Source organism: Aquabacterium sp. (genome assembly GCF_036273115.1).
In the GTDB taxonomy this organism is placed as follows: Bacteria; Pseudomonadota; Gammaproteobacteria; order Burkholderiales; family Burkholderiaceae_C; genus Aquabacterium.
In genome coordinates, this window is record NZ_DASUIN010000009.1 from 72638 (window position 1) to 98705 (window position 26068).

Genomic DNA, 26068 nt, shown 5'->3' on the forward strand with positions numbered 1-26068 from the left:
AGGATTGTTTTCATGCCCGTATTACGTTCTGCACTGAATACCAAGTCCGACTCGTTCCGCACCAATGTGGACAAGATGTCGGAACGACTTGGCCAGGTTCGAGCACTGGAGCAGCAGGTTCGCGATGAATCGGCCAGCAAGCGTGACAAGTTTGAAAAGCGTGGCCAGTTGCTGCCTCGCGAGCGCGTGGCGCGCCTGCTTGATCGCAATTCGCCCTTTTTGGAACTGAGCACGCTGGCCGGCCTCGGCATGCATGACGACGATGGCAAACGTTCGGTGCTGGGCGGCGGCTCCATCGTGGGCATTGGCGTGGTGGCTGGCAAGCGCGTGATGATCAGCGCCAGCGACAGTTCGCTCAAAGGCGGCACGGTGTCACCCATGGGCTTGCGCAAGGGTTTGCGAGCTCAGGAGATTGCGCGCGAAAACAAGCTGCCACTGGTGTACCTGGTGGAAAGCGGTGGCGCCAACCTGATGTACCAAAGCGAGATCTTTGTGGAGGGGGGGCGCAGTTTTGCCAACCAGGCTCGCTTGTCAGCGGCAGGGATTCCGCAGATTGCCGTGGTGCATGGGTCATCCACGGCAGGCGGTGCTTACTTGCCAGGCTTGTCAGACTATGTGGTCCTCGTGCGTGATCGTTCGTCGATCTATCTGGCTGGTCCTCCCCTGGTGAAGGCCGCCATTGGAGAGGACACCACTGACGAAGAGTTGGGTGGCGCTGACATGCATGCGCAGGTCACCGGTTTGGGTGAGTATCTGTGCGAAGACGATGCCCACGCCATTGCAATGGCGCGCGAGGTGATCGACAAGATTCAATGGGATCAGGTGGATGGCCATCGCACGGCGCCTGCGCCGGCGTACCCGGAAGAAGAGTTGCTGGGTTGCATTCCTGCCGATGACCGCGAGCCTTTCGACACACGCGAGGTGATTGCGCGTGTCGTGGATGGCTCCGATTTCCTGGAATTCAAGGCCAACTACGCGCCGGAAACCTTGTGTGGTCACGCGCGCATCAATGGCCATCTGGTCGGCATTTTGGGCAACAACGGGCCGATTCAGCCCAATGGCTCCGTCAAGGCGGCGCAATTCATTCAGTTGTGCGACCAAAGTGGCACGCCGCTGGTTTTCTTGCAGAACACCACCGGCTACATGGTGGGGTCGGCCGCAGAAAAGGGTGGGGCCATCAAGCATGGCTCCAAGATGATTCAGGCGGTGGCCAATGCACGCGTGCCGAAGTTCACCGTGGTGCTCAATGGCTCGTTTGGGGCTGGTAACTACGGCATGTGTGGGCGCGGCTTTGATCCTCGCTTCATCTTCTCTTGGCCATCGGCCCGCACGGCTGTGATGGGGGGAGCCCAGGCCGCCAAGGTCATGGAGATCGTCACCCGCGGAAAGATGGAGCGCGCCGGCATGCCGGTGAACGACGCCATGTTGGAAGGCATGTCAGCCGAGATTCGCAAGCGCCTGGACGCCGAGTCGAATGTGCTGTTTGGCACCGCACGGTTGTGGGATGACGGAATCATCGACCCACGAGATACCCGTCGTGTGTTGGCCATGTGTCTGGACATGGCTGCCGAGGCCGATCGCCGCCCCTTGCACCCCAATGCCTTTGGCGTGGCTCGCATGTAAGACGAGCTGGCTATTTGAACTGACACCGAGGAGACAAAGCATGCAATTCACCCCTGAACACCTGGCCCTGTCGGAAACCGTCAAGCGTTTCGTCGATAACGAACTCAACCCCTATATCGACCAGTGGGAGGAGGCCGAGATTTTTCCTGCCCACGAGGTTTTCAAAAAAATGGCGAACCTGGGGCTGCTGGGGGTGAAGTACCCCACGGAATATGGTGGCCTGGGGCTGGACTTTTCTTACTCGATGGTGGTGTCTGAAGCTCTGGGTGCCGCGAACTGTGGGGGCGTGCCCATGGCCATTGGTGTGCAGACCGACATGTGTACTCCGGCTCTGGCTCGCTTTGGCTCGGATGCCTTGCGCAAGGAGTACCTGGCGCCAGCGATTGCGGGTGACATGGTCGGTTGCATTGGCGTGAGCGAAGTGGGGGGCGGGTCTGACGTGGCAGCCTTGAAGACGACCGCGCGCAGTGAAGGTGATGACTATGTGATCAATGGTTCCAAGATGTGGATCACCAATGGCATGCAAGCGGACTGGTGCTGTTTGTTGGCCAACACATCAGAAGGTCCTGTGCACTCGAATAAGTCGCTGATCATCGTGCCGATGGATGCCAAGGGCATTGAGCGCCAGAAGATCAAGAAGATTGGCATGAATGCGTCGGACACCGCACAGATCTTTTTCGACAACGTGCGTGTGCCCAAGCGCAACCTGATCGGCTCCGAAGGCACGGGCTTCATGATGCAGATGCTGCAGTTCCAGGAAGAACGTTTGTATGGCGCAGCCAACTCGCTCAAGATGTTGGATCGTTTGATCGATCAAACCATTGAGTACACCCGTGAGCGTCATACCTTTGGTCAGCCTTTGATCAACAATCAGGTCATCCATTTCCGCATGGCCGAGTTGCGCACCGAAGTGGAAGCCCTGCGTTCGCTGGTTTACCGCGCAGTGGAAGAGTATGTGTCGGGCAAGGATGTGACCCGTCTGGCGTCGATGGCCAAGCTCAAATGCGGTCGTCTGATTCGCGAGACCACCGATGCCTGCCTGCAATACTGGGGCGGCATGGGCTTCACCTGGGATAACCCGATTTCTCGTGCGTATCGGGATGGCCGCTTGGTGTCGATCGGCGGTGGGGCCGACGAGATCATGCTGGGCATCATCGCCAAGCTGGAAGGCACCCTGCCCAAGAAGGCGAAGTGATCATGGCCGAGTCTCAGATGAAAACTTTGCTGCTGGATCACACCGCGGGTGTGCTGACCATCACCTTGAACCGGCCTGAAGTCCGCAACGCCATGTCGCTGGATATGGTGGGCGAGTTGACCGATGTGCTGGGCGGGGCCGAAGCCGACCCTACTGTTCGGGTAGTGGTGGTGCGTGGCAACGGCGGGCACTTTTGCGCGGGCGGAGACATTGGTGACATGGCCCAGGCGCGCATGAAGATGGCTGCGGGTGACAAAGACGCCATGGCGGTGGTGAACGCCAAGTTTGGCCGCTTGTGCCTGGCATACGCCCGTTCACCTTTGCCCATCGTCACCGTGCTGGAAGGCTCGGTCATGGGCGGAGGCTTTGGTCTGGCTTGTGTGTCGGATGTGACGCTGGCCCTGAACAACGTGGTGTTCCGCTTGCCCGAGACGTCCTTGGGTGTTGTGCCTGCGCAGATCGCTCCTTTCCTGGTCGAGCGGATTGGCTATGCCGAAGCCAAGCGCCTCGCAGTCACCGGCGGCAAGGTCGAGGCATCTGAAGCTTTGGCCATTCGTCTTGTGCATGAAGTGCATGCCGATGCCGAGAGCCTGAATGCGGCGGTCAAGCAAGTGGCCACACGCATGATGGCCTGCGCCCCCGGTGCCATTGCCACCACCAAGAAGTTACTGGCGCGTGCTCGCCTGGAAGAACCACAAGACTTGATCGAAGACGCAGCTCAATTGTTCTCGCAAGCCATCCAGAGTGCAGAAGGGCAGGAGGGCACGGCGGCCTTCATGCAAAAGCGTCAACCGAGCTGGGTGCCTCAGGAGTCCTGAACGTGATCAATAAGATTCTGATCGCCAACCGTGGCGAGATCGCTTGCCGCGTGATTCGTACGGCACGCAAGCTGGGCTACCGCACGGTGGCGGTGTATTCAGAGGCCGATGCGCGTGCGCCTCATGTCGATCTGGCCGACGAAGCCGTCTGCATTGGTCCTGCGCCGGCCTCCGAGTCGTACTTGCGTGGCGAGCGCCTGATTGAGGTGGCCAAGCAGACCGGAGCCAATGCGATTCATCCGGGCTATGGCTTCTTGTCGGAGAACGCCGGCTTTGCGCAGGCCTGCGCCGATGCGGGCGTGATCTTCATTGGTCCGCCACCTGAAGCGATTCGGGTGATGGGGGACAAGGCGGGCGCCAAGGCCCGCATGATCGAAGCTCGGGTGCCCACAGCGCCGGGTTATCTGGGGGAGGACCAGAGCGAAGAGCGGCTGCTGGCCGAGGCCGAGCGCTTGGGCTACCCCTTGTTGGTCAAAGCCGTGAGCGGAGGCGGTGGCCGAGGCATGCGTCTGGTTCACAAGCAAGCCGACCTGGCCCAGGCCATTGTGAGTGCGCGCCGTGAAGCGCAAAGTGCGTTTGGTGATGGCACCTTGATGTTGGAGCGGCTGATTCTCAATGGCCGGCACATCGAGATTCAAGTGTTTGCCGATGCGCATGGCAATGCTGTGTACGTGGGGGAGCGTGACTGCACGGCTCAGCGGCGCCGCCAGAAGGTGATTGAAGAGGCGCCATCGCCCGTGGTGAGCCCTGAGATGCGTGCCAGCATGGGCAAGGACGCCGTGGCAGCCGCGCTGGCCGTGGGCTACCGTGGGGCTGGCACCATTGAGTTCATTGTTGACGACAAGCTGAACTATTACTTCCTGGAGATGAATACGCGCTTGCAGGTGGAACACCCTGTGACGGAAATGATCTCGGGGTTCGACTTGGTGGAGTGGCAGTTGCGCGTGGCTTCGGGCCAGCCCTTGCCCGTCAAGCAATCTGACATCACCCTGACGGGCCATGCCATCGAAGCACGTCTGTACGCGGAAGACCCCTACAGTGGTTTTGCACCCCAGACCGGTCCGATCCACTGGTGGCGACCCGAGCGAGCCTTGTATGAAGGCGTGCGCATTGACGATGGCATTCGGGAAGGCGGCGAAGTCACGCCGTTCTACGACGCCATGGTGGCCAAGCTGATTGTGCATGGTCGTGATCGTGACGATGCCATTCGCCGACTGATGGCCGTGCTCGACGATGCCCCGCTGCTGGGCTTGAAGAACAACTCGCGATTCTTGCGCGATCTGGTCGATCATCCCGCTTTCCGTCGAGGGGAGATGACCACCACCTTGATCGATCAATGGCTGGAGGATGCCGAGTCCATCATGCAGCGTCCAGTCGCGCCACGCGAGGCCGTGTTGGTGGCTGCTGCGGCCTTCTGCAGAAAGGACGCGGCCCAAGCCGGGCATTTCGGGCATGTGCGGTCGGCCAGTGTGGCGGCTTACGACCTGAAGTTGCAAGCGGATGGACAAACCATCGGTGTGCGGGTCACCCCCGCGACGGATGGCACCGTTCACTTGCGCCTTCAAGGCGAAGGTGAGGGCGCCACCTTGAGGATCATCGACCACGAGGCTGGACGGGCAGGCGGCACCCTGCGATATGAGCTCAATGGCGTACGCAAAAAGGTGTTGGCCGTATGGGCTGGTGCCAGCTTGCATATCGTGATGCAGGCTGCGACCTTCGTGTTCACGGAAGTGTCCCCTTGGCCTTCGCAAGATCAGGCGAACGATCCGCGTCGGGCGGTGTCGCCGGTAGCCGGGGTGATTGCCCAAGTGCTGGTCAAAGAAGGTGACCGAGTCGAAGCCGGCCAGCAATTGGTCAGCGTCGAGGCGATGAAGATGGAAATGTGGCTCTGTGCGCAAGCGCCGGGCGTGGTGAAGGCCGTGGCCGGCGCGACAGGAGACCAGGTGCAAGCCCAGGCCCTGATCGTCGAGCTGGAACTGATCGAAACGGAAGCGAAGGAGTCATGATGAGCAACAACGCGAAAGACAAGGCGATCTTGACGTGTGCCCTCACGGGTGTGCTGACGAATCCCAAACAACACCCTGTGCCGGTCACCCCGGCGGAAATGGCTGCTGCGGCGCGCGATGCCTACAACGCGGGCGCATCGATCATGCACGTTCACTTGCGTCAGCAAGTCGACGGCATGGGGCACCTGCCCAGCTGGGACCCACAGGTGGCCGCCGAGATCGACATCGCCATTCGCGAGGCTTGCCCCGGCGTCATCATCAACCTGACCACGGGTGTCATTGGGAAGGACATCTCTGGCCCCGTCGCCTGCATTCGCCGCATTCGTCCGGAAATTGCCGCCTGCAATGCGGGCAGCCTGAACTACCTGAAGATCAAGGACGATGGCTCGTGGGCCTGGCCCCCCATGCTGTTCGACAACCAGGTAGACAAGGTCAAAGCCATGCTTGACGTCATGAAGGAAACCGGCACCAACCCCGAGTTTGAATGCTTCGATGTGGGCATTGTTCGCTCGGTTGGCATGTACAAGAAAAACGGCATGACCGACCACCTCGAATACAACTTCGTGATGGGTGTGGCCTCGGGTATGCCGGTCGATGCGGACCTGCTGGCTTTGCTGGTGAAGTACCGCGAGCCCGGTGCCATCTGGCAAACGACCTTGATTGGCCGTCAGGAGATCTGGCCTGTGCACCAGGCCACGGCCGATCTGGGCGGCATGCTCCGCACCGGTGTCGAAGACACCTTCTACCTGCCCAACGGGGAGCGCACGCCTGGTAACGGTCAGCTGATCGAAGCGCTGGCTCAGTGCGCCCGCAATGCGGGTCGTGAAATCGCTTCGCCCGCCGAAGCGCGCGCCATCCTCGGACTACAAGCAGGAGACAAATATGGGGCAACCAGCATTGTTGAAGGACTTGCCGCCTGAGCAGGGCGACGAGCGTCCGTCCTTGACACCTGTGCCGTCGAGCGTGGGTTTCATGTCGACACCCGCACGATTCCTGCGCTCCGCGCAGCGATACGCCACGCGGCCAGGTTACTTTGTTCGTGATGAGAAGGGCTGGCAGCCCACCACCTGGGCGCAATACGCCGAACAGGTTCAGGCCGCTGCCCGTGGCTTGGTCGCTTTGGGCGTTCAGCCCGGTCAGGTGGTGTGCATTCTGGGCTTCAATCGCCCCGAGTGGATCATCATGGACATGGCGGCCATGCTGGTGGGGGCAGTGCCGGCTGGCATCTACTGGACCAGTTCCGTGTCTGAGGTCGAGTACATCCTCAACCATTCGCAGTCGCCGGTGCTGTTGATCGAAAACGAAGAGCGCTATCAAAAGATCGCTGCATTGAGAGATGGCCTCAAGCACCTCAAGCATGTGGTGCGCATGGACGATGGGCGGCCATCGGTGACGGGCACCATTGGCTGGCATGAGTTTTTGCGCATGGGTGAGGGTAGCTTGCAAAAGCAGGTCGATGAGCGCTTGCAAGCGATCCATCCCGAGGACCCCGGGACCTATATCTACACATCGGGCACGACAGGGCCGTCGAAGGCCGTGGTTCTGACCCACGCGAATCTGTCGTGGAGTGCGCAGTCTTTGTGCGGTGCGCTGGGGGCCACAGCCGACCAACGTGTGATCTCGTATCTGCCTTTGGCACACGTGGCAGAACAGATGATTTCGGTTCACAGTCCAGCCCTGCAGGGCTTTCCAGTCTATTTCGCCAGAAAGCTGGAAGAGCTGAGCGACCACTTGAAGGAGGTGCGTCCCACCATCTTCTTTGGTGTGCCTCGGGTGTGGGAAAAAATGCATGCGGGGATCACCGCCAAGCTCGATGCGGCGACCGGCGCCAAGGCTCATCTGGCCCGGTGGGCCCTGGACGTGGCCTCGCAATGGCATGAGCTTCGACTCAAGGGCGAGATGCCGGGCCCTTGGGTTACCTTGAAAATGCGTGTGGCCGAGGCCTTGATCCTGAAGAAGGTCAAAGCGGCGATTGGCCTGGATCAGGCCCACATGCTGGCCACAGGCGCCGCGCCCATTTCCGCAGAGATGCTGAAGTTCTTCACCGGGCTCGACATGGTCATTCGAGAGGTGTACGGCCAGTCTGAAAGCTGTGGCGCCACCACCTTGAGTGTGCCGGGTGCCACCAAGCTGGGCTCAGTGGGGCGCCCGGTGGATGGTGCTGAGGTCCGTATTGCGGATGACGGTGAGATCTTCGTGCGAGGTCCCCATATTTTCAGAGGCTATGCCGGAAATCCTGCAGGCACAGCCGAGGCTCTGGTCGATGGCTGGTTGGCTTCAGGTGATCTGGGGCACATGGATGAAGAGGGCTACCTCTACATCACGGGGCGCAAGAAAGACCTGCTGATCACCTCGGGCGGCAAGAACATTTCGCCGGCCAACATCGAGGCCGACCTGATGAACACGCACCTGGTCGAGCACGCCGTGGTGTGTGGCGACGGGCGCCACTATCTGACGGCCATGCTGACCTTGATGCCTGATGCTTTGGCCGATTTTGCGCGCCAACATCATCTGAGTGGCGAGGGACTCCATCAGCATCCCACGGTGCTGGCCGAGCTGCAAAAAGGGGTGGACCATGTGAACACCCGGCATGCCCGGGTGGCGCACATCCGCAAGTTCACGGTCTTGCCGCAATCGTTGACGATCGAGTCCGGCGAGCTGACTCCCACCATGAAGGTCAAGCGCAAGGTGGTACTGGACCGCTACCGTGACGTGGTGGATGGCCTCTACAAAGACTGAACCGCCGATCACGTGTCATCATTGAGGGGTTTTTTGACACGTGATCAGGTAGTTTTGTGTTGACTGTTTCATCCATCGCCCAGGCTCTGGCAGGGGGCGTTTTGATTGGCCTGTCGGCTACGCTGTTGCTCTTTGCCACCGGTCGCATTGCCGGCATCAGCAACATGGCCCATGGCTTGTTTTCCAGTTTGCGAGCGGGGCTTCAAACCGAAGCCACCTGGCGTGCCGTGTTTCTGTTGGGCATGGTGCTGGGGGCCTCCGTTTGCTTCCTGTTCGGGTATGGGTCGGTGGGCCCTCGCGCGGGCATGTCGCCTTGGGTCATTGTGGCGGGCGGCGCCTTGGTGGGCTACGGCACGTCTTTGGGTAACGGTTGCACCAGCGGGCATGGTGTGTGTGGTTTGGGGCGCCGTTCCTGGCGCTCCCTGGTGGCCACGCTGACCTTCATGGCTACGGGTGGCCTGACCGTTTGGGTGGTGCGCCACCTCCTTGCAGCCTGAGGTGCCCCATGCTGAAGCTATTTGTTTGCTTGATCGCGGGCGCCTTGTTTGGTGTGGGCCTGGCTTTGGCGGGCATGACCAATCCGGTCAAGGTGCTCGATTTTCTGGATGTGGCCGGGCACTGGGACCCGAGCCTGGCCTTCGTGATGGGCGGCGCCGTGATGGTGACCCTGGTGGCCTTTGCCCTGGTTTTGAAGCGTGGCAAGCCCTGGTTGGCTGAGCGCTTTTACCTGCCCAGCGCCGTGGCGCTGGATCGGCGCTTGATCGCCGGGGCGGCCATTTTTGGTGTGGGTTGGGGGCTGACCGGCTATTGCCCTGGGCCCGCCTTGGCTTCGGTGCTGTCCAGCAACACGGAGGTGTGGCTGTTTGTGCCCGCCATGCTGTTGGGTGGCTGGCTGGACCGCACCATCCATCCGCGCCACAAGTAAAGATCAGTGCTGATCTGAAATCAGTCGTTTGCCCAGGCTGACCACCTCGTCTTGCCCATAGCCGATGGCCTCATAGAAGGCCATGGCCTGCAGGTTGCCAGTTCGCACCTGCAGGTTCAGCTTGGGGCACCCGATGGCTTGAAGCGCCTGTTCAACATGGCGCATGAGTTGGCGCGCCAAGCCCTGTCGCTGCCACAGCGGGTGCACGGCCAGGTAATTCACCCAACCGCGATGGCCGTCGAACCCCGCCATGGCGCTGGCGACCAATTGGCCATTTTGCACCCCCACAAAAAATAGCTCTGGCTGCACCGCCATTTTGCGGGCGATGTCCTTGTGCGGGTCATTCCATGGGCGGGTGAGCTCACAGCGCTGCCAGAGTTCGATCACAGCGGTCTCGTCGCTGGCTTGGTAAGGGCGGATCTCCATGAGCCCAGTCTAACTGAAGCCGTTTTTTGTCACGGGTTGTATCTGGGGGCTTTCGGTCGCCGTGTGGCGGCGAAGCCCTTTGGGGGCCCGCCCAACGAAGACTCAAGCCGGTTTGGCCATGTCCTGCATCGCACGAAACTGAGGGTCTTGTGAACTTCCGCACGTAGCCTTGTGTCCCCCGGTGCCCTGTGGCTGACACAAGGGCCTGCCACAGGCATACGCTCAATGAGGTGTCTGGAGAACCAGGAGCCCCTCATGATGGCAAAAACAGTCTGTTTCAGTTTGCTCGCAGCCTCTTTGCTGGCGGCGGCCAAGCCCGCCTTTGCAGGCCCGTTGGACGAGTTCCGCAAAGACTTCGCCCGCGCGGTGTACGCGGGGTCGCCAGAACTGGTGCATGACCGCAACCCTCAGCCATTGTTGCGAGCCGTGATCGTGCTCAATGTGAAGATGGCCGACGATGGCCATTTCGTGGCCGATGTGTTGCGCACCAACGATGAGCAGCCTGAAATGCTCGCCCGGGCACTGGAAACCGTTCAGCGCGCGCAGGTGGAGTCGGTGCCTGAACCAGTGCGGCAGGAACTGAGTCGCAATGGCTTTGTGGAGGCCTGGTTGTTTGACAGTGATGGCACTTTCCAGGTCAAAACCTTGGCCAAGCCGCAACGTTCGGGAACCTGAGCATCGTTTGATTGCCACACAGCACTTAGACTCGTGGTCGCTGCAATCACGCAGCGATTCGCGGGGGTTCTGTGTCGCGCCAATTGATCATTTACAGCCCAGCGGGCATCGTGTCTGCTGCGGCGCCTGTTCGTCGGGCCACCAAGCGCCTGACCGCCCTGGGGTTTGAGCCATCGGTTGATGCCTCGGCCCTGACCAAGCACCAGCGTTTCGCGGGTGACGACGCCACCCGCCGAGACGCCATTCACCGCGTGGCACAAGCTGCGCCGGCCGTGGCACTGGCCACACGTGGCGGCTATGGCCTGAGCCGTTTGCTCGACACCCTCGACTTCAAGCAGATCGCTCGCAGTGTCGAACAGGGCACCGCCTGGGTGGGCTACAGCGACGTCACCGCATTGCAACTCGCAGCCTTGGCGCACAAGGCCACCGGCCCTGCCAAGCCGGGCGAAGGTGTCTCGGCGGGATTCTGGGCTGGCCCGATGGCCTGTGACGACTTTGGCCGAGACGACTCGCCCGAAGGCGGCGATGACGTCACCCAAGAATGTTTTGTCGAGGCCATGACCGGAGAACTGGAGGCCGTGGGTTTCCGTACCGAGGCTGATTTTGATGGCCTGGACGTGGTTGGGCGCCTGTGGGGGGGCAATCTGGCCGTGACGCAGGCTTTGCTGGCCACACCGCATTTCCCAAAAATCAAGAATGGGGTGCTCTTCCTGGAAGATGTCAACGAGCATCCTTACCGAATCGAGCGCGCCTTGCTGCAATTGCACCAGGCCGGCGTGCTGTCCAGCCAGCGGGCCATTGTGTTGGGTGCCTTTACCGAGTACCGCCGCTCGCCACTTGACCGTGGTTACACCCTCAAATCGGTCATTCATTACCTACGCGAGTTGACCCAGGTGCCCATTCTCACCGGGCTGCCATTCGGGCATGTGCCAGTCAAGCTCAGTCTGCCTTTGGGCCGGCAGGTCAATCTGGTGGTTCAGGGGCGTGAAGCCTTCATCATGTGGTGATTGTGTCCATGCAGCGTTTCGCACGTCTTTGGGGTCGCTCGGTCAAGGTGTTTGCATTGGGGCTGGCAGCAGCCACGGTCGTCGGGTGCAACAACAGCCCGTATGCAGATGGCGCCGCGCAGGAAAACACCCTGTACACCGCCTTCAATGAGCGTTCGCCTCGGTATCTGGATCCGACCTCGTCTTACAGCAGCAACGAGACCCCGTTCACCTACCAGATCTACGAACCGCTGTATGGCTACCATTACCTCAAGCGGCCCTACACGCTGGTTCCCAAGACGGCGGAAGAAGTTGTGCAGCCCCACTATGTGGACCGTGCCGGCAAGCCCTTGCCAGACGATGCCCCTGCCGATCAGATTGCCGAGAGCGTCTACACCATCCGAATTCGGCCTGGCGTGTTGTTTGCACCCCATCCCGCCTTTGCGCGCAATGCGCAAGGCGAGTACCTCTACCATCACCTGACGCGCGAGCAGATCGGTCAAAAGCGCAGCCCCTGGGAGTTTGAGCAGACTGGCACACGTGAGTTGACGGCGGAAGACTATGTGTACGCGATCAAGCGACATGCCACCACGCGTACCGCTGCGCCGGTGTTCGGCGTGTTCAGCGAGTACGTGGTGGGCTTGGCTGAGTACGGCAAGCTGGTCAAGCAAGAGGACAAGAAGCTGCGTGCCAACTTGCCTCCCACCACACGCGACAAGCCCTTCCTTGACTTCCGCCAATGGCCACTGGAAGGTGCGCGCGCAACCGACAAGTACACCCTGGTCCTGCGCATCAAGGGCAAGTACCCCCAATGGAAGTACTGGATGGCCATGACTTTCCTGGCGCCGGTGCCCTGGGAGGCCGATGCGTTCTACGCCCAGCCAGGGATGGCTGGCAATGGCCTGTCGCTCAACACCTGGCCCGTGGGTACGGGGCCTTACATGATGTGGACTTCGGTGCAAGACCGTCGGCACGTGCTCAAGCGCAACCCGAATTACCGGGGGGGCGTGTATCCCTGCGATGGGACCGACAAGGATCGTGCAGCAGGTCTGCTCACCGACTGCGGCAAGAAGACCCCCTTTGTCGATACCATCGTCTTCAATCTGGAAAAGGAAGGCGTTTCGCAAGATGCGAAGTTCCGTCAGGGCTATCTGGATCTGCCCGAGTTTGACCAGATGAGCTACGGCAATGCCTACAAGATCCAGATGGAGGACTCGGATAAGTTCAACAAGGAGTTCACTGACAAGGGCATCGTGCTGGCCCGCACGGTGGACCTGTCCAGCAGCTACATGGGCTTCAACTGGTTGGATCCGGTTGTGGGCAAGGGCGACACCCCCGAGCAACAAGCGCGCAACCGCAAGCTGCGCCAGGCCATCTCCATTGCCGTGGATTGGGACGAATACAACCGAATCTTCCCCAAAGCAGCAGGGGAGGTCGCGCATGGTCCATTGCCGGGAGGTGTATTCGGGTCCCGCCATGGCACGCAAGAAGGCATCAACCCGGTGACGCACCGTTGGGTGAACGGCTTGGCTGTGCGCCGCTCGGTGGAAGAGGCCCGCAACCTGTTGGCTGAGGCCGGCTACCCTGATGGGCGCGATGCGAAGACGGGCAAGCCGCTGGTGCTGTACTACGACTATGGTCGGCCAGCGACTCCGGAAGCCAAGCCCATGCTCGACTGGACCGCCAAGCAGTTTGCCAAACTGGGTATTCAGTTGGAGGTTCGCGCAACCGACTACAACCAGTTCCAGGACAAGGTGCGGCGCGGCAAGCACCAGATCATCACCTGGGGGTGGTTGGCAGACTATCCCGATGCAGAGAACTTCCTGTTCCTGCTGTATGGCCCCAACGCCAAATCGGTGCATGACGGCGAAAACGCCGCCAACTACGCCAACGAAGAGTATGACCGTCTCTACAGCCAGTTGCGCTTCATGGACGACGGCCCCGCCAAGCAGGCCGTGATCGACCGCATGGTCCGTATCCTGCAAGAAGACGCCCCCTGGTCCTGGGGCTACTTCCCCTATGCCTCGGGCGCCTATCACCGCTGGGTGCACAACGGCAAGCCCAGCATCATGGTGCGAGACCAGGCCCAGTATTACCGCCTTGACACCCAAGAGCGGGTACAGCGCCTGCAAGACTGGAACCAGCCTCTGTATTGGCCCTTCGCCATCTTGTTTGCCCTATTGGGCTTGATGGGGTGGGGCGCCTGGCATCTGTACCGCGTGCGAGAGCAGCAAACCGCCGTGGCTCAGGGAGATCGTTGATGTTGAGTTTTCTGATTCGCCGCCTGGGCTACGGGGTGCTCACGCTGATCGGGGTCAACCTGATCACCTTCATTCTGTTTTTCACAGTCAACACAACCGACGACATGGCTCGCATGAACGTGGGCGGCGGCAAGCGTGTCACACCCGAGCAGATTGAAAAGTGGAAAGCCGAGCGGGGGTACGACAAGCCTTTGTTGATCAACGCCGAGGCCCAAGGCCTGGATTGCGTGACCGACACCGTGTTCTGGGACCGTTCCGTGTCCCTGTTTGCTTTTGACTTTGGCCGTGCAGACAACGACAGCGCCGGCGATATCGGCTACCAGATCAAGCAGCGCATGGGCGTGAGCCTGCAATTGACTCTTCCGTTGTTTGTGATGGGCTTGGTGGCCAGCATCATCTTTTCGCTGTGGCTGGTGATGTTCAGAGGGACGTCGGTCGATTTCTGGGGCGTGGTGGCCTGTGTGGTGATGATGTCGATCTCGGCGCTGTTCTACATCATCGTGGGGCAATACATTTTTTCGCGCTGGGCCAAGCTGGCCCCGGTGTCGGGCTATGCCAATGGCTTGGATGCCCTTCGTTTCCTGGTGCTGCCCATTGGCCTGATGCTGCTGGCCAACCTGGCCGGGCACGCGCGCTTTTATCGCACCCTGTTCCTCGAAGAGGTCGGCAAGGACTATGTGCGAACCGCACGCGCCAAAGGCCTGCGCGATGGACAAATCATGGGGCGCCATGTGCTGCGCAACGCCATGCTGCCCATTCTGACCAGCGTGGGGGGATCCTTGCCAGGGCTGTTCATGGGTGGCTTGTTGACCGAGAGCTTCTTCGGTATTCCTGGCTTGGGGGCCTACATGATGGACGCCATTGCCAGCCAGGACTTCGCCATCGTGCGGGCGATGGTCTTCCTCGGTTCGGTGCTCTACATCTTGTCCAACATTCTGGTGGATGTGGCCTACACCTTGGCTGACCCCCGTGTTCGCATGCAGTGAGGGTGTGTGATGATGTCTTTCAAACCCGTCATTCTCTGGACCGATGTGGTCATGTGGGTGCTGCTGTTGGCCCTGGGCGCCTATGTGTGGCGCGTCTGGCGCGACCCCGTGTTGCGAGCCGCCTGGCGCCGCGTTTTCGAAAACGGTGCCGCAGTGGCTTCGTGCGTGGTGCTGGCGGCCATGCTCCTGGTGACCTTGGTCGACAGCCTGCATTTTCGCCGCGCCTTACCCAATGTGGCAGGCGGTGCGGCTGCGTTTGATACCCGGACCGAATCGGTGCTGGATCTGGCCTTGGCCAAACTCATCGCCAGCCGCGAAAAGAGCTACTCGCAGCCGCTGGCCACCCATGGCTTCGTCAAGGAGGCTGTGCCACCTCAGGCGGGCGCCAAGCCCAAGCTCGATGCTGCGGGTGTACCTGAGTTGCCCAAACGTGCTTACCCGCGTCTCAAACATGGGGGAGCCGGTTTGACGGACCCTCAGCAGCAGTGGCTTGGCGATGTCCTGGGCCGTTTCGCTTACGGCCTGGTGCTCGGTTTGATCGTGGCCGCTGGCTTGCGTGTGTTGATGCGCTCGGCTATCCATGAGCAAGACGCGCAGGCCCTGTTGCGCCGTCGCACCATTCACTGGCGTGCCATGTGGGTGAGCTCGTCGGTTGTCATCACGCTCATCTGTATTGGATGTGCCTTGAGCTGGGGGCAGGGCTACCATGTGCTGGGGACAGACCGCACGGGCAACGATGTGCTCTATACCGCCATCAAGAGCGTGCGCACCGCCTTTGTGATCGGTTCACTGGCCACCATTGCCACCTTGCCCTTGGCCTTGGCGCTGGGCATTGCGGCCGGCTATTTCAAGGGCTGGGTCGACGATGTGATCCAGTACATCTACACCGTGCTGTCTTCCGTACCCAATATCTTGTTGATTGCAGCGTGTGTGCTCATGGTTCAGGTGTTTCTGGACAAGCACCCCGAGCTGTTTGAAACTGGGCTGGAGCGGGCCGATCTGAAGATCTTCCTGTTGTGCGTCATTCTGGGTGTAACAGGCTGGGCAGGCCTGTGCCGCCTGTTGCGGGCTGAAACCCTCAAGCTGCGCGAGCTGGAGTATGTGCAGGCCGCCACCGCCTTTGGCGTGGGGCCTTGGGGCATCATGCGCCGCCACATCTTGCCCAACGTCATGCACCTGGTTTTGATCACCACGGTGATGGAGTTCTCCAGCCTCATCCTTTACGAGGCCGTGCTGTCTTACGTGGGCATTGGCGTTGACCCCGCGATGAGCAGCTTTGGCACCATGATCAACCAGGCACGCAGCGAAATGGCACGCGATCCGGTTGTGTGGTGGTCCTTCGCGGCGGCCTTTGCTTTCATGGTGACCCTGGTGCTGGCGGCCAACCTGTTTGCCGATGCCGTGCGCGACGCATTCGACCCGCGGGCCAAGGTAGCCCGCCCCATGAAGATGAAAACTGCTGCGGCACTCGCCAAGAATTGAGGCCAATGATGTTGCAAGTTCAAGATCTCTATGTGGGCCTGGATGCTGACGCAGGGCTGGTGCGCGCCATCGATGGCATGAGCCTGACCCTGTCGCGAGGCGAGACCTTTGCCCTGGTGGGCGAATCGGGTTGTGGCAAGAGCATGACGGCACTGGCCCTGATGCGATTGCTACCCGACAACGGGCATGTGCGCTCAGGGCGTGTCGCACTCAGCGCCGCGGTGCCTGATGCCAAACCCACCGAGTTGCTGCGCTTGCCCGAGTCGGCCATGCGCCAGATTCGGGGTGGGCGTGTGGGCATCATCTTTCAGGAGCCAGCGACCAGCCTGAACCCGATCATGCGGGTCGGCGAGCAGATCGTGGAGGCCATTGAAACCCACACCAGCCTGCGAGGCGAGTCTGCACGGCGCAAGGCCATTGATTGGCTCAAGCGTGTGGGCATTCCAGAGCCTGAGCGCCGTATTGACAGCTATCCATTCGAGATGAGCGGGGGGCAGAAGCAGCGTGTCATGATCGCCATGACCCTGGCAGCCGAGCCTGATTTCCTGATTGCCGACGAGCCGACCACCGCTCTGGATGTGACCATTCAGAAGCAGGTGCTCGACTTGCTCAAAGACTTGCAGCGCGAACGCCGCTTAGGCCTGCTTCTGATCACCCACGACCTGGGTGTGGTGGCGGACATGGCCCACCGCGTGGCATTGATGTATGCCGGGCAGATTGTGGAAGAAGCACCCGCCGCGCAGTTCTTCGCCCAGCCTCGGCATCCCTACGCGCGCCTGCTGCTGCAAGCCCTGCCCGATGCGGAACGCAAGGGTCAGCCTTTGGTGTCGATTGCTGGCACCGTGCCGCCTCTGTGGCAAGCCTTCGAAGGTTGTCGCTTTGCGCCACGTTGCCATGTCGCACAAGACCGTTGTCGAAGCGAAGCGCCCTTGCTGGAAGGGGCGCAGCGCCGGGTTCGCTGCTGGTATCCAATGGACACTGACCGTGCAGAGGCGGCAGGCATGGCCAGCACCACGGCATTGACTCGTGATCAAGTTAGGCAGGCTGAGCAGACAAGGCGTGTGCTGCTCGATGTGAAAGACCTGCGTGTGGCGTTTCGCGCTCAGCAAGGCCTGTTCAAGCCCGATCGTGTGTTTGACGCCGTCAAGGGCGTAACCTTTCAAGTGGCCGCGGGCCAGACGCTGGCTTTGGTGGGCGAGTCAGGCTGCGGCAAGACCACAACCGGGCGAGCCATTGTGCAGCTCTTGCGCGGACAGCCGCAGATCCAGGTCGGGGGCCAAGCCTGGCTGGAGACCCCCGCAGGCCGGCACGACCTCTTTCAGCTGAGTGGGCCAGATTTGTTGCTGGCGCGTCGGTCGGTGCAAATGATTTTCCAAGATCCCTTTGCCTCGCTGAACCCACGCATGCGCGTCTCGGAAATCCTGCAGGAAGGCTTGCTGAGCTTGCGGCCCGATTGGTCAGCCGAGCAGCGTCTCAACAAGGTCAAACAACTCATCGAGCAGGTGGGGCTGCGCGCCGATGCGCTGGATCGTTTCCCACACGAGTTTTCCGGGGGGCAGCGGCAGCGCCTGGCCATTGCGCGAGCACTGGCCGTGGAGCCGCAGGTGCTGGTCTGCGACGAGCCGACTTCAGCTTTGGATGTGTCGGTGCAAGCGCAGATCTTGAATTTGCTGCGCGAGTTGCAGGAACAACTGGGCCTGGGGCTGCTGTTCATCACCCACAACATGGGCGTGGTCTCGTACCTGGCTGACCACGTGGCGGTGATGCGTCAGGGCGAGATCGTGGAGCAGGGAGATGCCGAGACGGTGTTGACCCGGCCAGCACACGACTACACCAGGGTGCTGTTGGCCGCGGTGCCTAAACGCCCGATTTGATCCGTGCAACCTAAACGCCGAGGCGACAAGTCAAAGGTATTTGTCGCCAGCTTCCCGGCGGCGCACCGTGTTGGCCGGCACACCGAAAGCCACCACGTGGGGGGCAACCGAGCGTGTCACCACGGCACCTGCACCGATCACGGCGTGCTCTCCAATCTCAACGCGGTGGATCAGTGTGGCCCCGATGCTGATGGCAGCATACGGACCAATGTTGCAGCCACCGCCTGTGGTCACGCCGGGTGCCAGACTGGCATAGTCGCCCAGCACCGAATCGTGGTCCAGTGACGCCCGCGTGTTGACGATGCAATGCTCACCCACCCGTGTGTCCGGGTTGATGCAGGCGCCGGCCATCACCACGGTCCCTGCTCCAATCGAAACGCCTTTGCCGATTTGGGCACTGGGGTGGATGGCGGAGACAAAGGGCAGGTCAGGGCACAGCGCTCGGATGCGTGCTGCCACTTGCGCGCGCACGAAGTTGTCGCCAATGCCCACGATCACGCCGGCGATCTGATGTGTCTGAATCAGGTCGGGCAAATGTTCTTCGCCGCCCAAGACGGCATGCCCTGAAGTGAGTTCGCCAATTTGCCGGAAACGATCGAGCAAGCCGATCAGCCGGTACTGTCCGGCCTTTTCCACGATGTCGATGATGACCTTGGCGTGGCCGGATGAGCCAACGATGACGATGTTGTCCATGAAAACAGTGTAATACCGGGCAGACGAAGCCGATAAAATCGATCGAGAGGACGGGCTCATGGGCCCATGTGCAGTGCCTGGTGCCGTGGTGCACCCTTATGGAGTGGGCGATTGAGCGACCAGATTCTTCCCGGTGATGAATACGCCATGCGCATCGCGCTGGACCAGGCCCACAATGCCTGGCTGGCGGGGGAAGTGCCGGTTGGGGCGGTCATCATGCGGCAAGGGCAGATCATTGCCACAGGCTACAACCGCCCCATCACCACGCACGACCCGACTGCGCACGCCGAGATCGTGGCCTTGCGCCATGCGGCTGATTTGCTCAAGAACTACCGACTTCCCGAGTGCGAGTTGTTCGTGACCCTCGAGCCCTGCGCCATGTGTGCCATGGCGCTGATGCACGCCCGCTTCAAGCGAGTGGTCTTCGCCGCGACCGACCCCAAAACCGGTGTGGCCGGGTCGGTGCTTGATTTGTTCGCCAACCGTCAACTGAACCACCATACCCACATCGTGGGCGGTGTGCTGGCGGAAGCCAGCAGCCAGTTGCTCAAGCAGTTCTTTGCCGAGCGCAGAGCGCAGATCAAGGCACTGCGGGATGAGCGGCGCGCGGCCGCGTCTCGTCAGGCCTTGCATGGCATGGACGTCATCGAAGAGGATGAACCCTTGCCCGTGGGGCAAATCATCGAGTCGCCAGACGAGTGACCTCTGATGATCGGACACGTCTTACCAGGAGTTCCGTATGAAGGTGTTTGGTTTGGTGTCCTTGGTTGTGGCCTTGGCCATCGTGGCCGTGCTGGCCAAGAATCAGCTGGCAGCGACACATCAAGCGGTTCCGCTCGCGGCATCTCAGGCGGCATCGAGTGCCGGCGTGGCGTTCCCCGACGCGGGGCGGGGTGACGATGCGCGAAGGCTGCAAGATCAAGTAAGGGATGACTTGAACAAAGCGATGCAAGAACGAGCATCACAAGTGAATCAAGGATTGAGTGAGGTCGACAAGCCTTGATGACACAAAAAAAGGGAGCCTCATCGGCTCCCTTTGGGACCATCCTTTCGGATGATCTATTCGATTACATGCCGGCGTAGTTAGGACCGCCGCCGCCTTCAGGCGTGATCCACACGATGTTCTGTGTGGGGTCCTTGATGTCGCAGGTCTTGCAGTGCACGCAGTTTTGCGCATTGATCTGCAGGCGATCGGTGTTGTCTTCATTCTTCACGAATTCATACACGCCAGCAGGGCAGTAACGCGACTCGGGACCGGCGTACTTGGCCAGGTTGATCTGCACAGGCACTGAAGCGTTCTTCAGTGTCAAGTGAGCGGGCTGGTGCTCGTTGTGGTTGGTGTTGGACACGAACACCGAGCTCAGGCGGTCAAAGGTGATCTTGCCATCGGGCTTCGGATAGTCGATCTTGGCGCACTGTGCGGCGGGCAGCAGGCGAGTGTGATCGGCTTCGGTGCGGTGGATGGTCCAAGGCGCGACCTTGATGCCCAGCTTGGGCAGCAGCCAGTGCTCGATGCCGGTCATGATCATGCCGACGAACATGCCCTTCTTGAACCACTGCTTGAAGTTCTTGGAGGTGTCCAGCTCTTCCTTCAGCCAGCTCTTCTCGAACGAAGCAGGGTAAGCCGTCAGTTCGTCGCTCTGGCGGCCTGCGTTCAGAGCGTCGAAGATGGCTTCAGCGCACAGCATGCCGGTCTTCATGGCGGCGTGCGAGCCCTTGATGCGAGCGGCGTTCAGGAAGCCTGCGTCACAGCCCACCAGTGCACCACCGGGGAACACGAACTTGGGCAGCGACAGGATGCCACCGGCGGTGATGGCACGCGCGCCGTAGCTCAAACGCTTGGCACCTTCCAGCAAAGGCTTGATGCTGGGGTGAGTTTTCCAGCGCTGCATTTCCTCGAAAGGAGACAGCCAGGGGTTCTGGTAGTCCAGACCGGTTACGAAGCCCAAAGTGACCTTGTTGTCTTCCAGGTGATACAGGAAGCCGCCACCGTAGGTCTTGGTGTCCATGGGCCAGCCGGCGGTGTGCACGACCAGACCAGGCTTGGCCTTGGCAGGATCGATTTCCCACAGTTCCTTGATGCCAATGGCGTAGCTTTGTGGGTCCTTGCCTTCGTCCAGCTTGAATTTGGCGATCAGTTGCTTGCCCAGGTGACCACGTGCGCCTTCGGCGAAGATGGTGTACTTGCCCAGCAACTCCATGCCCAGCTGGAAGTCGCCTGTGGGCTCGCCGCTCTTGTCGATACCCAGGTTGCCGGTGGCCACGCCCTTGACGGAGCCATCGTCGTTGTACAGCACTTCAGCAGCAGCAAAGCCGGGGAAGATTTCCACGCCCAGGGCTTCAGCTTGCTGGCCCAGCCAACGCACCACATTACCGAGGCTGATGACGTAGTTGCCTTCGTTGTGGAAGTTGTTGGGGATCAAGGCCTTGGGCGTAGCGATGGTGCCGGTTTCGGTCAGCACCAGCACTTCGTCACCGGTCACGGGTTGGTTCAGGGGGGCGCCCAGTTCCTTCCAATTGGGGAACAGTTCGGTCATGGCAATCGGGTCCATCACGGCGCCCGAGAGGATGTGCGCGCCAGGCTCCGAGCCCTTTTCCAGCACGACAACCGAGATTTCCTTGCCGGCCTTCTCTGCCAGTTGCTTCAGTCGGATGGCGGTAGACAGACCGGCGGGGCCGGCGCCCACGATGACGACGTCATATTCCATCGACTCGCGCGGACCAAACTGTTCAAGGATTTCCTGTGGCGTCATCGTGGTTCCTTATCTGTAGTGACTTGTGTTTGTCTTGGGGATACTTTGCAGGTGCGCAATTCTAAGGGTATGTGAGCCGATATTTCCAACAAAAAAAGCACGATCGTTCGCAAAATTCTGGCAAGATGTCTTGTCAAATTTACGCCGATGAAATGACCTGTGGCTTGCACCGTACTTTGTTGAATGTGCGGAGAGGTTCACGTGCTATGGTTTCTGAGGTTTCAGCTGTCGAAACGACGGCACTTTGAGCGCTTGAGGAGCAACATTCATGAGTTACACGATTGACCTGTCTGGCCGCGTGGCCCTGATCACCGGCGCATCGAGCGGTCTGGGTGCGCAGTTCGCCCGAACCCTGGCCAAGGCCGGCGCGGCGGTCGTTCTGGCGGGGCGCCGTGTCGAGCGTTTGAAAGACCTGCGCTCCGAAATCGAGTCGCTTGGCGGCGATGCCCATGTGGTGGGCCTGGATGTGACCGATGTCAGTAGCATCCGTGCTGCTGTGGCCCACGCCGAAACCGAAGTGGGTCCGCTCGACATCCTGATCAACAACTCCGGCGTCAGCACCACCGAGCGCTTGGTCGATGTGACCGAAGACGGCTACGACTACGTGTTTGACACCAATACGCGCGGCGCCTTCTTTGTGGCGCAGGAGGTGGCCAAGCGCATGCTGGCTCGTGCCAAAGGCTCAGCCCCAGGCACCTTCACGGGTGGTCGCATCATCAACATTGCTTCGGCCGCGGGGCTGCGTACCATGCCTCAAATCGGCGTGTACTGCATGAGCAAGGCCGCAGTCGTTCACATGACGAAGGTGATGGCTGCCGAATGGGGGCGCATGGGCATCACCACCAACGCCATCTGTCCTGGTTACATTGATACCGAAATCAACCACCACCACTGGAACACCGAAGCCGGTCAGAAGCTGATCAACATGCTGCCACGCAAGCGTGTGGGGCAGCCCAAGGATTTGGACGCCATGCTGGTGACCCTGTGTGCCGCCGAGAGCGATTTCATCAACGGCGCGATCATTTCCGCCGACGATGGTGTGACCGCTGCCTGACGCAGACTGGGCTTGCTTGACATCAGCCCCTTGAAATCAAAAGTTGCTGCCCTCATTTTCGAGGGCAGCGTCATTTGGACCTTTTGAACCGAACCGAGTACAGCCATGCGTCTGGAAATTCCCGAGCACAAGATCCTGGTTTACGAACTGGCCCACCCGATAGCCTGGGGCGAGATGGATGCCCTTGGGCATGTCAACAACACGGTGTATTTCCGCTACATGGAGCAAGCCCGTGTGTCCTGGATCACCTCGATCAACGGCACGCTCAGTGGTGCTGAAGATGGGCCCGTGATTGCCAACGCCTTCTGTAACTTCTATCGGCCTTTGGTGTTTCCGGGCACCATCACCATTCGCTTGTATGTGGCCAACCCAGGCCGCACCAGCATCGACACATTCGTGTCGATCGAGCGTACCGATGACCCTGGCGTGGTGTATGCCGCAGGTGGCGCCACTTTGGTGTGGGTCAGCCTCAAAGACGGGCGCGCGTCACCGCTGCCCGATGCCATTCGCAAGCTCGCGACCAGTGCGCCTGCTTTACCTGGTGGCGAGACACCGCCTGCGCTACCAGCCTGAGTCAATAGGGGCTAAGCATGGGGCCGCGTTTGCTTCGCGCAAAACGCGGCTTTTTTTCGTCTTGTTTGCTGGCTTTTTGATGCGGACCCGGTGTACGCTTTCCATGTTGCAGTGCAGCGAAACGGCAATTTGATGTGGCCCGAGTTTTGCTGCGTTGCCAAACAAATAGCTAGGAGTGAACGGATGAACAAGGTCTATCCCGACGCGGCCAGTGCGCTGGCTGGGATTGTGAAAGACGGGCAATTGCTCGCAGTGGGAGGCTTCGGCCTGTGCGGAATCCCCGAGGCTCTGATTGACGCCCTGCAGGCCACTGGCGTCAAGAACCTGACGGTGATTTCCAACAACGCTGGTGTGGACGGCTTTGGCCTGGGCAAGTTGCTCAACACGCGCCAGATCAAAAAAATGATCTCCAGCTACGTGGGCGAGAACAAGGAGTTCGAGCGCCAGTACCTCGCGGGTGAGTTGGAGCTGGAGTTCACGCCCCAGGGTACCCTGGCCGAGAAGCTGCGTGCGGGTGGTGCTGGCATTCCGGCCTTCTTCACCAAGACGGGCGTGGGCACCATCGTGGCGGAGGGCAAGGAGACCCGTGAGTTCGATGGCGAAACCTATGTGATGGAGCGCGCCCTGTTCCCCGAGGTGGCTTTGGTCAAGGCCTGGAAGGCTGACAAGTCGGGCAACCTGATCTTCCGCCGCACCGCGCGTAACTTCAACCCGGCAGCTGCCATGGCTGGCAAGCTCACCGTGGTCGAAGTGGAAGAGATTGTGGAGACCGGGTCGATTGACCCTGATTCCGTGCACCTGCCCGGTATCTACGTGCACCGGATCGTGCACAACCCGACCCCAGAAAAGCGCATTGAAAAGCGCACCATCACTGAAAAAGCAGGAGCCTGAACCATGGCCTGGACGCATGATGAAATGGCGGCACGCGCCGCTCAGGAACTGCAAGACGGTTTCTATGTGAACTTGGGTATTGGCTTGCCCACCTTGGTGGCCAACCATGTGCGAGAAGACATTGAAGTCTGGTTGCAGTCGGAAAATGGCATGTTGGGCATTGGCCCCTTTCCAACGGAAGACCAGGTGGATGCCGACATCATCAACGCCGGCAAGCAAACCGTGACCTGCCTGCCCGGCTCGTCGATCTTCGGTTCGCATGAAAGCTTCGCGATGATTCGCGGCGGCAAGATCAACCTGTCCATTCTGGGCGCCATGCAAGTGTCGGAAAAGGGCGATCTGGCCAACTGGATGATTCCGGGCAAGATGGTCAAAGGCATGGGTGGCGCCATGGATCTGGTCGCCGGTGTGGGCCGCGTGGTCGTGCTCATGGAGCACGCTGCGAAGAACGGCGAGCACAAGCTGCTGCAAAACTGCACCCTGCCACTGACAGGCGTGGGTGTGGTCGATCGCATCATCACCGAGTTGTGCGTGATTGATGTGACGCCAGACGGCTTCAAGTGCGTGGAACTGGCGCCGGGTGTCACGCCCGAGGAGATCCGCTTGAAGACGGGTGCCCATGTGCAACTGTCGCATCTTGAAGCCTGATGAGTTGACATCCATGCCTTGAGGCATGTCGTCGCGACAAGGCCACCTTCGGGTGGCCTTTTTCATGCGCCTGCTGGGAGACAATGTGCCGATGGAATGGATGACTTTGATCTTGCTTGTGGCCAATCTGGGGCTCTTGCTGTTGCTGGTGTGGCGCAATGGCCCACGTGGCGATGACGCATTGAACCAATGGGGGCAGGCGTTGCAGGAGTTGCTTCGCGAACGAACCGAGCAACTGGAGCGGGCCTTGCGAGATGAGGTGGCGCGCAGCGCCGCTTGGACGCGTCAGGAAACGGGGAGTACGTTGGTCCAGTTCCAGCAATCGCTGCTGGCCCAGCAAGGGGATCTGGCTCGTACCCAGAATGAACAGCTCAAGAATTTGTCAGACGCCAATGAGCGGCGCTTGGCCGAAGTGCGCACGACAGTCGAGGCGCGCCTTCAGGCTCTGCAAGCCGACAACGAGCGCAAGCTGGAGCAGATGCGCCAAACGGTTGACGAGAAGCTTCACGCGACCCTTGAAGCCCGGCTGGGAGAGAGTTTCAAGCAGGTCGCGGAACGGTTGGATCAGGTGCACCGAGGATTGGGCGAAATGCAACGCCTGGCCAGTGACGTCGGCTCACTGAACCGCGTGCTCAACAACGTGAAGACCCGAGGCATTTTCGGAGAGGTGCAACTGGCGGGCTTGCTGGAGCAGGTCTTCACACCCGACCAATACGCGGTCAACGTTGAAACCGTGCCGGGCAGCGGGGCACGGGTGGAATTTGCCATTCGCTTGCCAGGCAGGGGTGGTCCAGACCAAGCCTTGTGGTTGCCCATTGATGCGAAGTTCCCACGTGAAGACTACGAGCGCTTGCTCGATGCGCATGACCGAGCGGACGCGTCTGCTGTGGAGCAAGCGGCCAAGGCCCTGGAACAGAGGCTACGCAACGAGGCACGTACGATCAAGGAGAAGTACCTCGCCCCTCCGCATACCGCAGATTTTGCGATCCTCTTCGTGCCGACCGAGGGGCTCTACGCCGAGGCGCTAAGGCGTCCGGGCTTGGTCGAGTCCCTGCAGCGAGACCATCGGGTCATGCTGGCCGGCCCCACCACCTTGTTGGCCACCTTGAACAGCTTGCAGATGGGCTTCCGAACCCTGGCCCTGGAGCGCCGATCTACCGAGGTCTGGCAAGTGCTGGGTGCAGTGAAAACCGAGTTTGGCAAGTTTGGCGATGTACTGGCCAAAACCCGGCGCAAGTTGGACGAAGCCAGCAGTGTGATTTCTTCTGTGGAAACGCGCACCCGCGTGATGGGGCGGGCCCTCAAGCAGGTCGAGGCTGTGCCTGAGGCGCTGACGCAGGCCTTGCTGCCGCAGGATCCATCAGGGGACGGCTTTCAAGCGGAGGGGGAGGCAACGCGAGCGCCAGGTCCGAACGAGCCACCCGCAGGCTCGTCGGTCTGACTTGAGTCGCATCAGCCAG

General features: G+C 60.5%; 24 protein-coding genes. 21 read left to right on the plus strand and 3 right to left on the minus strand.

Translation table 11 applies throughout. The annotated features are described in order from the left end of the window. The first annotated feature begins 12 nt into the window (after positions 1-12). Genes VFW72_RS03975 through VFW72_RS04010 form a run of 8 tightly spaced genes read left to right on the plus strand, consistent with a single transcriptional unit; the run spans position 13 to position 9306 of the window. Positions 13-1623, plus strand: a complete 1611-nt coding sequence (locus tag VFW72_RS03975) for an acyl-CoA carboxylase subunit beta (protein ID WP_329672973.1) — start codon at positions 13-15, stop codon at positions 1621-1623. A 40-nt stretch (positions 1624-1663) separates the two neighbouring features. After that, positions 1664-2818 carry an acyl-CoA dehydrogenase family protein gene (locus tag VFW72_RS03980; protein WP_329672974.1) on the plus strand — a complete coding sequence of 385 codons (1155 nt, stop codon included), beginning with the start codon at positions 1664-1666 and terminating at the stop codon, positions 2816-2818. A gap of 2 nt (positions 2819-2820) precedes the next feature. Beyond that, positions 2821-3636 (plus strand): enoyl-CoA hydratase/isomerase family protein, encoded by an 816-nt coding sequence (locus VFW72_RS03985; RefSeq protein WP_329672975.1) that lies wholly within the window; start codon positions 2821-2823, stop codon positions 3634-3636. A 2-nt stretch (positions 3637-3638) separates the two neighbouring features. Next, on the plus strand, positions 3639-5642 hold the full coding sequence (locus VFW72_RS03990) for an acetyl/propionyl/methylcrotonyl-CoA carboxylase subunit alpha (protein WP_329672976.1): 2004 nt from the start codon (positions 3639-3641) through the stop codon (positions 5640-5642). Further along, positions 5642-6562 carry a 3-keto-5-aminohexanoate cleavage protein gene (locus VFW72_RS03995; protein WP_329672977.1) on the plus strand — a complete coding sequence of 307 codons (921 nt, stop codon included), beginning with the start codon at positions 5642-5644 and terminating at the stop codon, positions 6560-6562. The genes VFW72_RS03990 and VFW72_RS03995 overlap by 1 nt, the downstream gene beginning before the upstream one ends. Continuing rightward, positions 6525-8381 carry a long-chain fatty acid--CoA ligase gene (locus VFW72_RS04000; RefSeq protein WP_329672978.1) on the plus strand — a complete coding sequence of 619 codons (1857 nt, stop codon included), beginning with the start codon at positions 6525-6527 and terminating at the stop codon, positions 8379-8381. The genes VFW72_RS03995 and VFW72_RS04000 overlap by 38 nt, the downstream gene beginning before the upstream one ends. 59 nt (positions 8382-8440) lie before the next feature. Then, positions 8441-8878: a YeeE/YedE family protein gene (locus tag VFW72_RS04005; RefSeq protein WP_329672979.1), complete on the plus strand. Its 438-nt coding sequence runs from the start codon at positions 8441-8443 to the stop codon at positions 8876-8878. An 8-nt stretch (positions 8879-8886) separates the two neighbouring features. Beyond that, a complete protein-coding gene (locus VFW72_RS04010; RefSeq protein WP_329672980.1) occupies positions 8887-9306 on the plus strand; it encodes a YeeE/YedE family protein in 420 nt (139 codons plus the stop codon). A gap of 3 nt (positions 9307-9309) precedes the next feature. Here VFW72_RS04010 and VFW72_RS04015 read toward each other — a convergent pair whose 3' ends face one another. Then, positions 9310-9732 carry a GNAT family acetyltransferase gene (locus VFW72_RS04015; protein WP_329672981.1) on the minus strand — a complete coding sequence of 141 codons (423 nt, stop codon included), beginning with the start codon at positions 9730-9732 and terminating at the stop codon, positions 9310-9312. A 255-nt stretch (positions 9733-9987) separates the two neighbouring features. Between VFW72_RS04015 and VFW72_RS04020 the strand changes: the two genes are divergently transcribed. The 6 genes from VFW72_RS04020 (at position 9988) to VFW72_RS04045 (ending at position 17996) form a co-directional block, all read left to right on the plus strand. Beyond that, positions 9988-10407 carry a hypothetical protein gene (locus VFW72_RS04020; protein WP_329672982.1) on the plus strand — a complete coding sequence of 140 codons (420 nt, stop codon included), beginning with the start codon at positions 9988-9990 and terminating at the stop codon, positions 10405-10407. 71 nt (positions 10408-10478) lie between these two features. Further along, complete coding sequence (locus tag VFW72_RS04025) at positions 10479-11414, plus strand: LD-carboxypeptidase (RefSeq protein ID WP_329672983.1); 936 nt, start codon at positions 10479-10481, stop codon at positions 11412-11414. A gap of 8 nt (positions 11415-11422) precedes the next feature. Next, positions 11423-13654 carry an ABC transporter substrate-binding protein gene (locus tag VFW72_RS04030; protein ID WP_329672984.1) on the plus strand — a complete coding sequence of 744 codons (2232 nt, stop codon included), beginning with the start codon at positions 11423-11425 and terminating at the stop codon, positions 13652-13654. Further along, entirely contained in the window at positions 13654-14640 is a 987-nt protein-coding gene (locus VFW72_RS04035; RefSeq protein ID WP_329672985.1) for an ABC transporter permease, read from the plus strand. Before VFW72_RS04030 ends, VFW72_RS04035 begins: the two co-directional genes overlap by 1 nt. A 12-nt stretch (positions 14641-14652) precedes the next feature. Continuing rightward, positions 14653-16122, plus strand: a complete 1470-nt coding sequence (locus VFW72_RS04040) for an ABC transporter permease (protein ID WP_414638772.1) — start codon at positions 14653-14655, stop codon at positions 16120-16122. An 8-nt stretch (positions 16123-16130) separates the two neighbouring features. Further along, a complete protein-coding gene (locus VFW72_RS04045; protein WP_329672987.1) occupies positions 16131-17996 on the plus strand; it encodes a dipeptide ABC transporter ATP-binding protein in 1866 nt (621 codons plus the stop codon). 30 nt (positions 17997-18026) lie between these two features. Here the strand turns inward: VFW72_RS04045 and VFW72_RS04050 are convergent, their stop codons facing one another. Then, positions 18027-18689, minus strand: coding sequence for an acetyltransferase (locus VFW72_RS04050; protein ID WP_329672988.1), 663 nt, complete (start codon positions 18687-18689; stop codon positions 18027-18029). Between the two features lie 147 nt (positions 18690-18836). Here VFW72_RS04050 and tadA point away from each other — a divergent pair, with 147 nt between their 5' ends. Further along, the gene (gene tadA, locus VFW72_RS04055) at positions 18837-19391 is read left to right on the plus strand and encodes a tRNA adenosine(34) deaminase TadA (protein WP_329673018.1); all 555 of its coding nucleotides are present in this window, start codon (positions 18837-18839) and stop codon (positions 19389-19391) included. Between the two features lie 37 nt (positions 19392-19428). After that, positions 19429-19692 carry a hypothetical protein gene (locus VFW72_RS04060; protein ID WP_329672989.1) on the plus strand — a complete coding sequence of 88 codons (264 nt, stop codon included), beginning with the start codon at positions 19429-19431 and terminating at the stop codon, positions 19690-19692. Between the two features lie 64 nt (positions 19693-19756). Here the strand turns inward: VFW72_RS04060 and VFW72_RS04065 are convergent, their stop codons facing one another. Further along, positions 19757-21442: an electron transfer flavoprotein-ubiquinone oxidoreductase gene (locus VFW72_RS04065; protein WP_329672990.1), complete on the minus strand. Its 1686-nt coding sequence runs from the start codon at positions 21440-21442 to the stop codon at positions 19757-19759. Between the two features lie 268 nt (positions 21443-21710). Between VFW72_RS04065 and VFW72_RS04070 the strand changes: the two genes are divergently transcribed. From VFW72_RS04070 to rmuC, 5 genes are all read left to right on the plus strand, one after another. Next, positions 21711-22496: an SDR family oxidoreductase gene (locus tag VFW72_RS04070; protein ID WP_329672991.1), complete on the plus strand. Its 786-nt coding sequence runs from the start codon at positions 21711-21713 to the stop codon at positions 22494-22496. Between the two features lie 105 nt (positions 22497-22601). Beyond that, a complete protein-coding gene (locus VFW72_RS04075) occupies positions 22602-23069 on the plus strand; it encodes an acyl-CoA thioesterase (protein ID WP_329672992.1) in 468 nt (155 codons plus the stop codon). Positions 23070-23252: 183 nt separating this feature from the next. Then, a complete protein-coding gene (locus tag VFW72_RS04080; RefSeq protein ID WP_329672993.1) occupies positions 23253-23960 on the plus strand; it encodes a CoA transferase subunit A in 708 nt (235 codons plus the stop codon). Between the two features lie 3 nt (positions 23961-23963). After that, entirely contained in the window at positions 23964-24608 is a 645-nt protein-coding gene (locus VFW72_RS04085) for a CoA transferase subunit B (RefSeq protein WP_329672994.1), read from the plus strand. Between the two features lie 91 nt (positions 24609-24699). Continuing rightward, positions 24700-26049, plus strand: a complete 1350-nt coding sequence (gene rmuC / locus VFW72_RS04090) for a DNA recombination protein RmuC (protein WP_329673019.1) — start codon at positions 24700-24702, stop codon at positions 26047-26049. Positions 26050-26068 lie beyond the last annotated feature (19 nt).

What these genes read in the sequence shown, in the direction of transcription:
- VFW72_RS04050 (WP_329672988.1), bottom strand. Translation starts at nt 18,689, where the DNA reads ATGGACAACATCGTCATCGTTGGCTCATCCGGCCACGCCAAGGTCATC.
- VFW72_RS04080 (WP_329672993.1), top strand. Translation starts at nt 23,253, where the DNA reads ATGAACAAGGTCTATCCCGACGCGGCCAGTGCGCTGGCTGGGATTGTG.
- VFW72_RS03985 (WP_329672975.1), top strand. Translation starts at nt 2,821, where the DNA reads ATGGCCGAGTCTCAGATGAAAACTTTGCTGCTGGATCACACCGCGGGT.
- tadA (WP_329673018.1), top strand. Translation starts at nt 18,837, where the DNA reads ATGCGCATCGCGCTGGACCAGGCCCACAATGCCTGGCTGGCGGGGGAA.
- VFW72_RS04075 (WP_329672992.1), top strand. Translation starts at nt 22,602, where the DNA reads ATGCGTCTGGAAATTCCCGAGCACAAGATCCTGGTTTACGAACTGGCC.
- VFW72_RS04085 (WP_329672994.1), top strand. Translation starts at nt 23,964, where the DNA reads ATGGCCTGGACGCATGATGAAATGGCGGCACGCGCCGCTCAGGAACTG.
- VFW72_RS04040 (WP_414638772.1), top strand. Translation starts at nt 14,653, where the DNA reads ATGTCTTTCAAACCCGTCATTCTCTGGACCGATGTGGTCATGTGGGTG.
- VFW72_RS04045 (WP_329672987.1), top strand. Translation starts at nt 16,131, where the DNA reads ATGTTGCAAGTTCAAGATCTCTATGTGGGCCTGGATGCTGACGCAGGG.
- VFW72_RS04000 (WP_329672978.1), top strand. Translation starts at nt 6,525, where the DNA reads ATGGGGCAACCAGCATTGTTGAAGGACTTGCCGCCTGAGCAGGGCGAC.
- VFW72_RS04015 (WP_329672981.1), bottom strand. Translation starts at nt 9,732, where the DNA reads ATGGAGATCCGCCCTTACCAAGCCAGCGACGAGACCGCTGTGATCGAA.
- VFW72_RS03980 (WP_329672974.1), top strand. Translation starts at nt 1,664, where the DNA reads ATGCAATTCACCCCTGAACACCTGGCCCTGTCGGAAACCGTCAAGCGT.
- VFW72_RS04030 (WP_329672984.1), top strand. Translation starts at nt 11,423, where the DNA reads ATGCAGCGTTTCGCACGTCTTTGGGGTCGCTCGGTCAAGGTGTTTGCA.
- VFW72_RS04035 (WP_329672985.1), top strand. Translation starts at nt 13,654, where the DNA reads ATGTTGAGTTTTCTGATTCGCCGCCTGGGCTACGGGGTGCTCACGCTG.
- VFW72_RS04020 (WP_329672982.1), top strand. Translation starts at nt 9,988, where the DNA reads ATGATGGCAAAAACAGTCTGTTTCAGTTTGCTCGCAGCCTCTTTGCTG.
- VFW72_RS04070 (WP_329672991.1), top strand. Translation starts at nt 21,711, where the DNA reads ATGAGTTACACGATTGACCTGTCTGGCCGCGTGGCCCTGATCACCGGC.
- VFW72_RS03975 (WP_329672973.1), top strand. Translation starts at nt 13, where the DNA reads ATGCCCGTATTACGTTCTGCACTGAATACCAAGTCCGACTCGTTCCGC.
- VFW72_RS03995 (WP_329672977.1), top strand. Translation starts at nt 5,642, where the DNA reads ATGAGCAACAACGCGAAAGACAAGGCGATCTTGACGTGTGCCCTCACG.
- VFW72_RS04010 (WP_329672980.1), top strand. Translation starts at nt 8,887, where the DNA reads ATGCTGAAGCTATTTGTTTGCTTGATCGCGGGCGCCTTGTTTGGTGTG.
- VFW72_RS04065 (WP_329672990.1), bottom strand. Translation starts at nt 21,442, where the DNA reads ATGACGCCACAGGAAATCCTTGAACAGTTTGGTCCGCGCGAGTCGATG.
- VFW72_RS04060 (WP_329672989.1), top strand. Translation starts at nt 19,429, where the DNA reads ATGAAGGTGTTTGGTTTGGTGTCCTTGGTTGTGGCCTTGGCCATCGTG.
- rmuC (WP_329673019.1), top strand. Translation starts at nt 24,700, where the DNA reads ATGGAATGGATGACTTTGATCTTGCTTGTGGCCAATCTGGGGCTCTTG.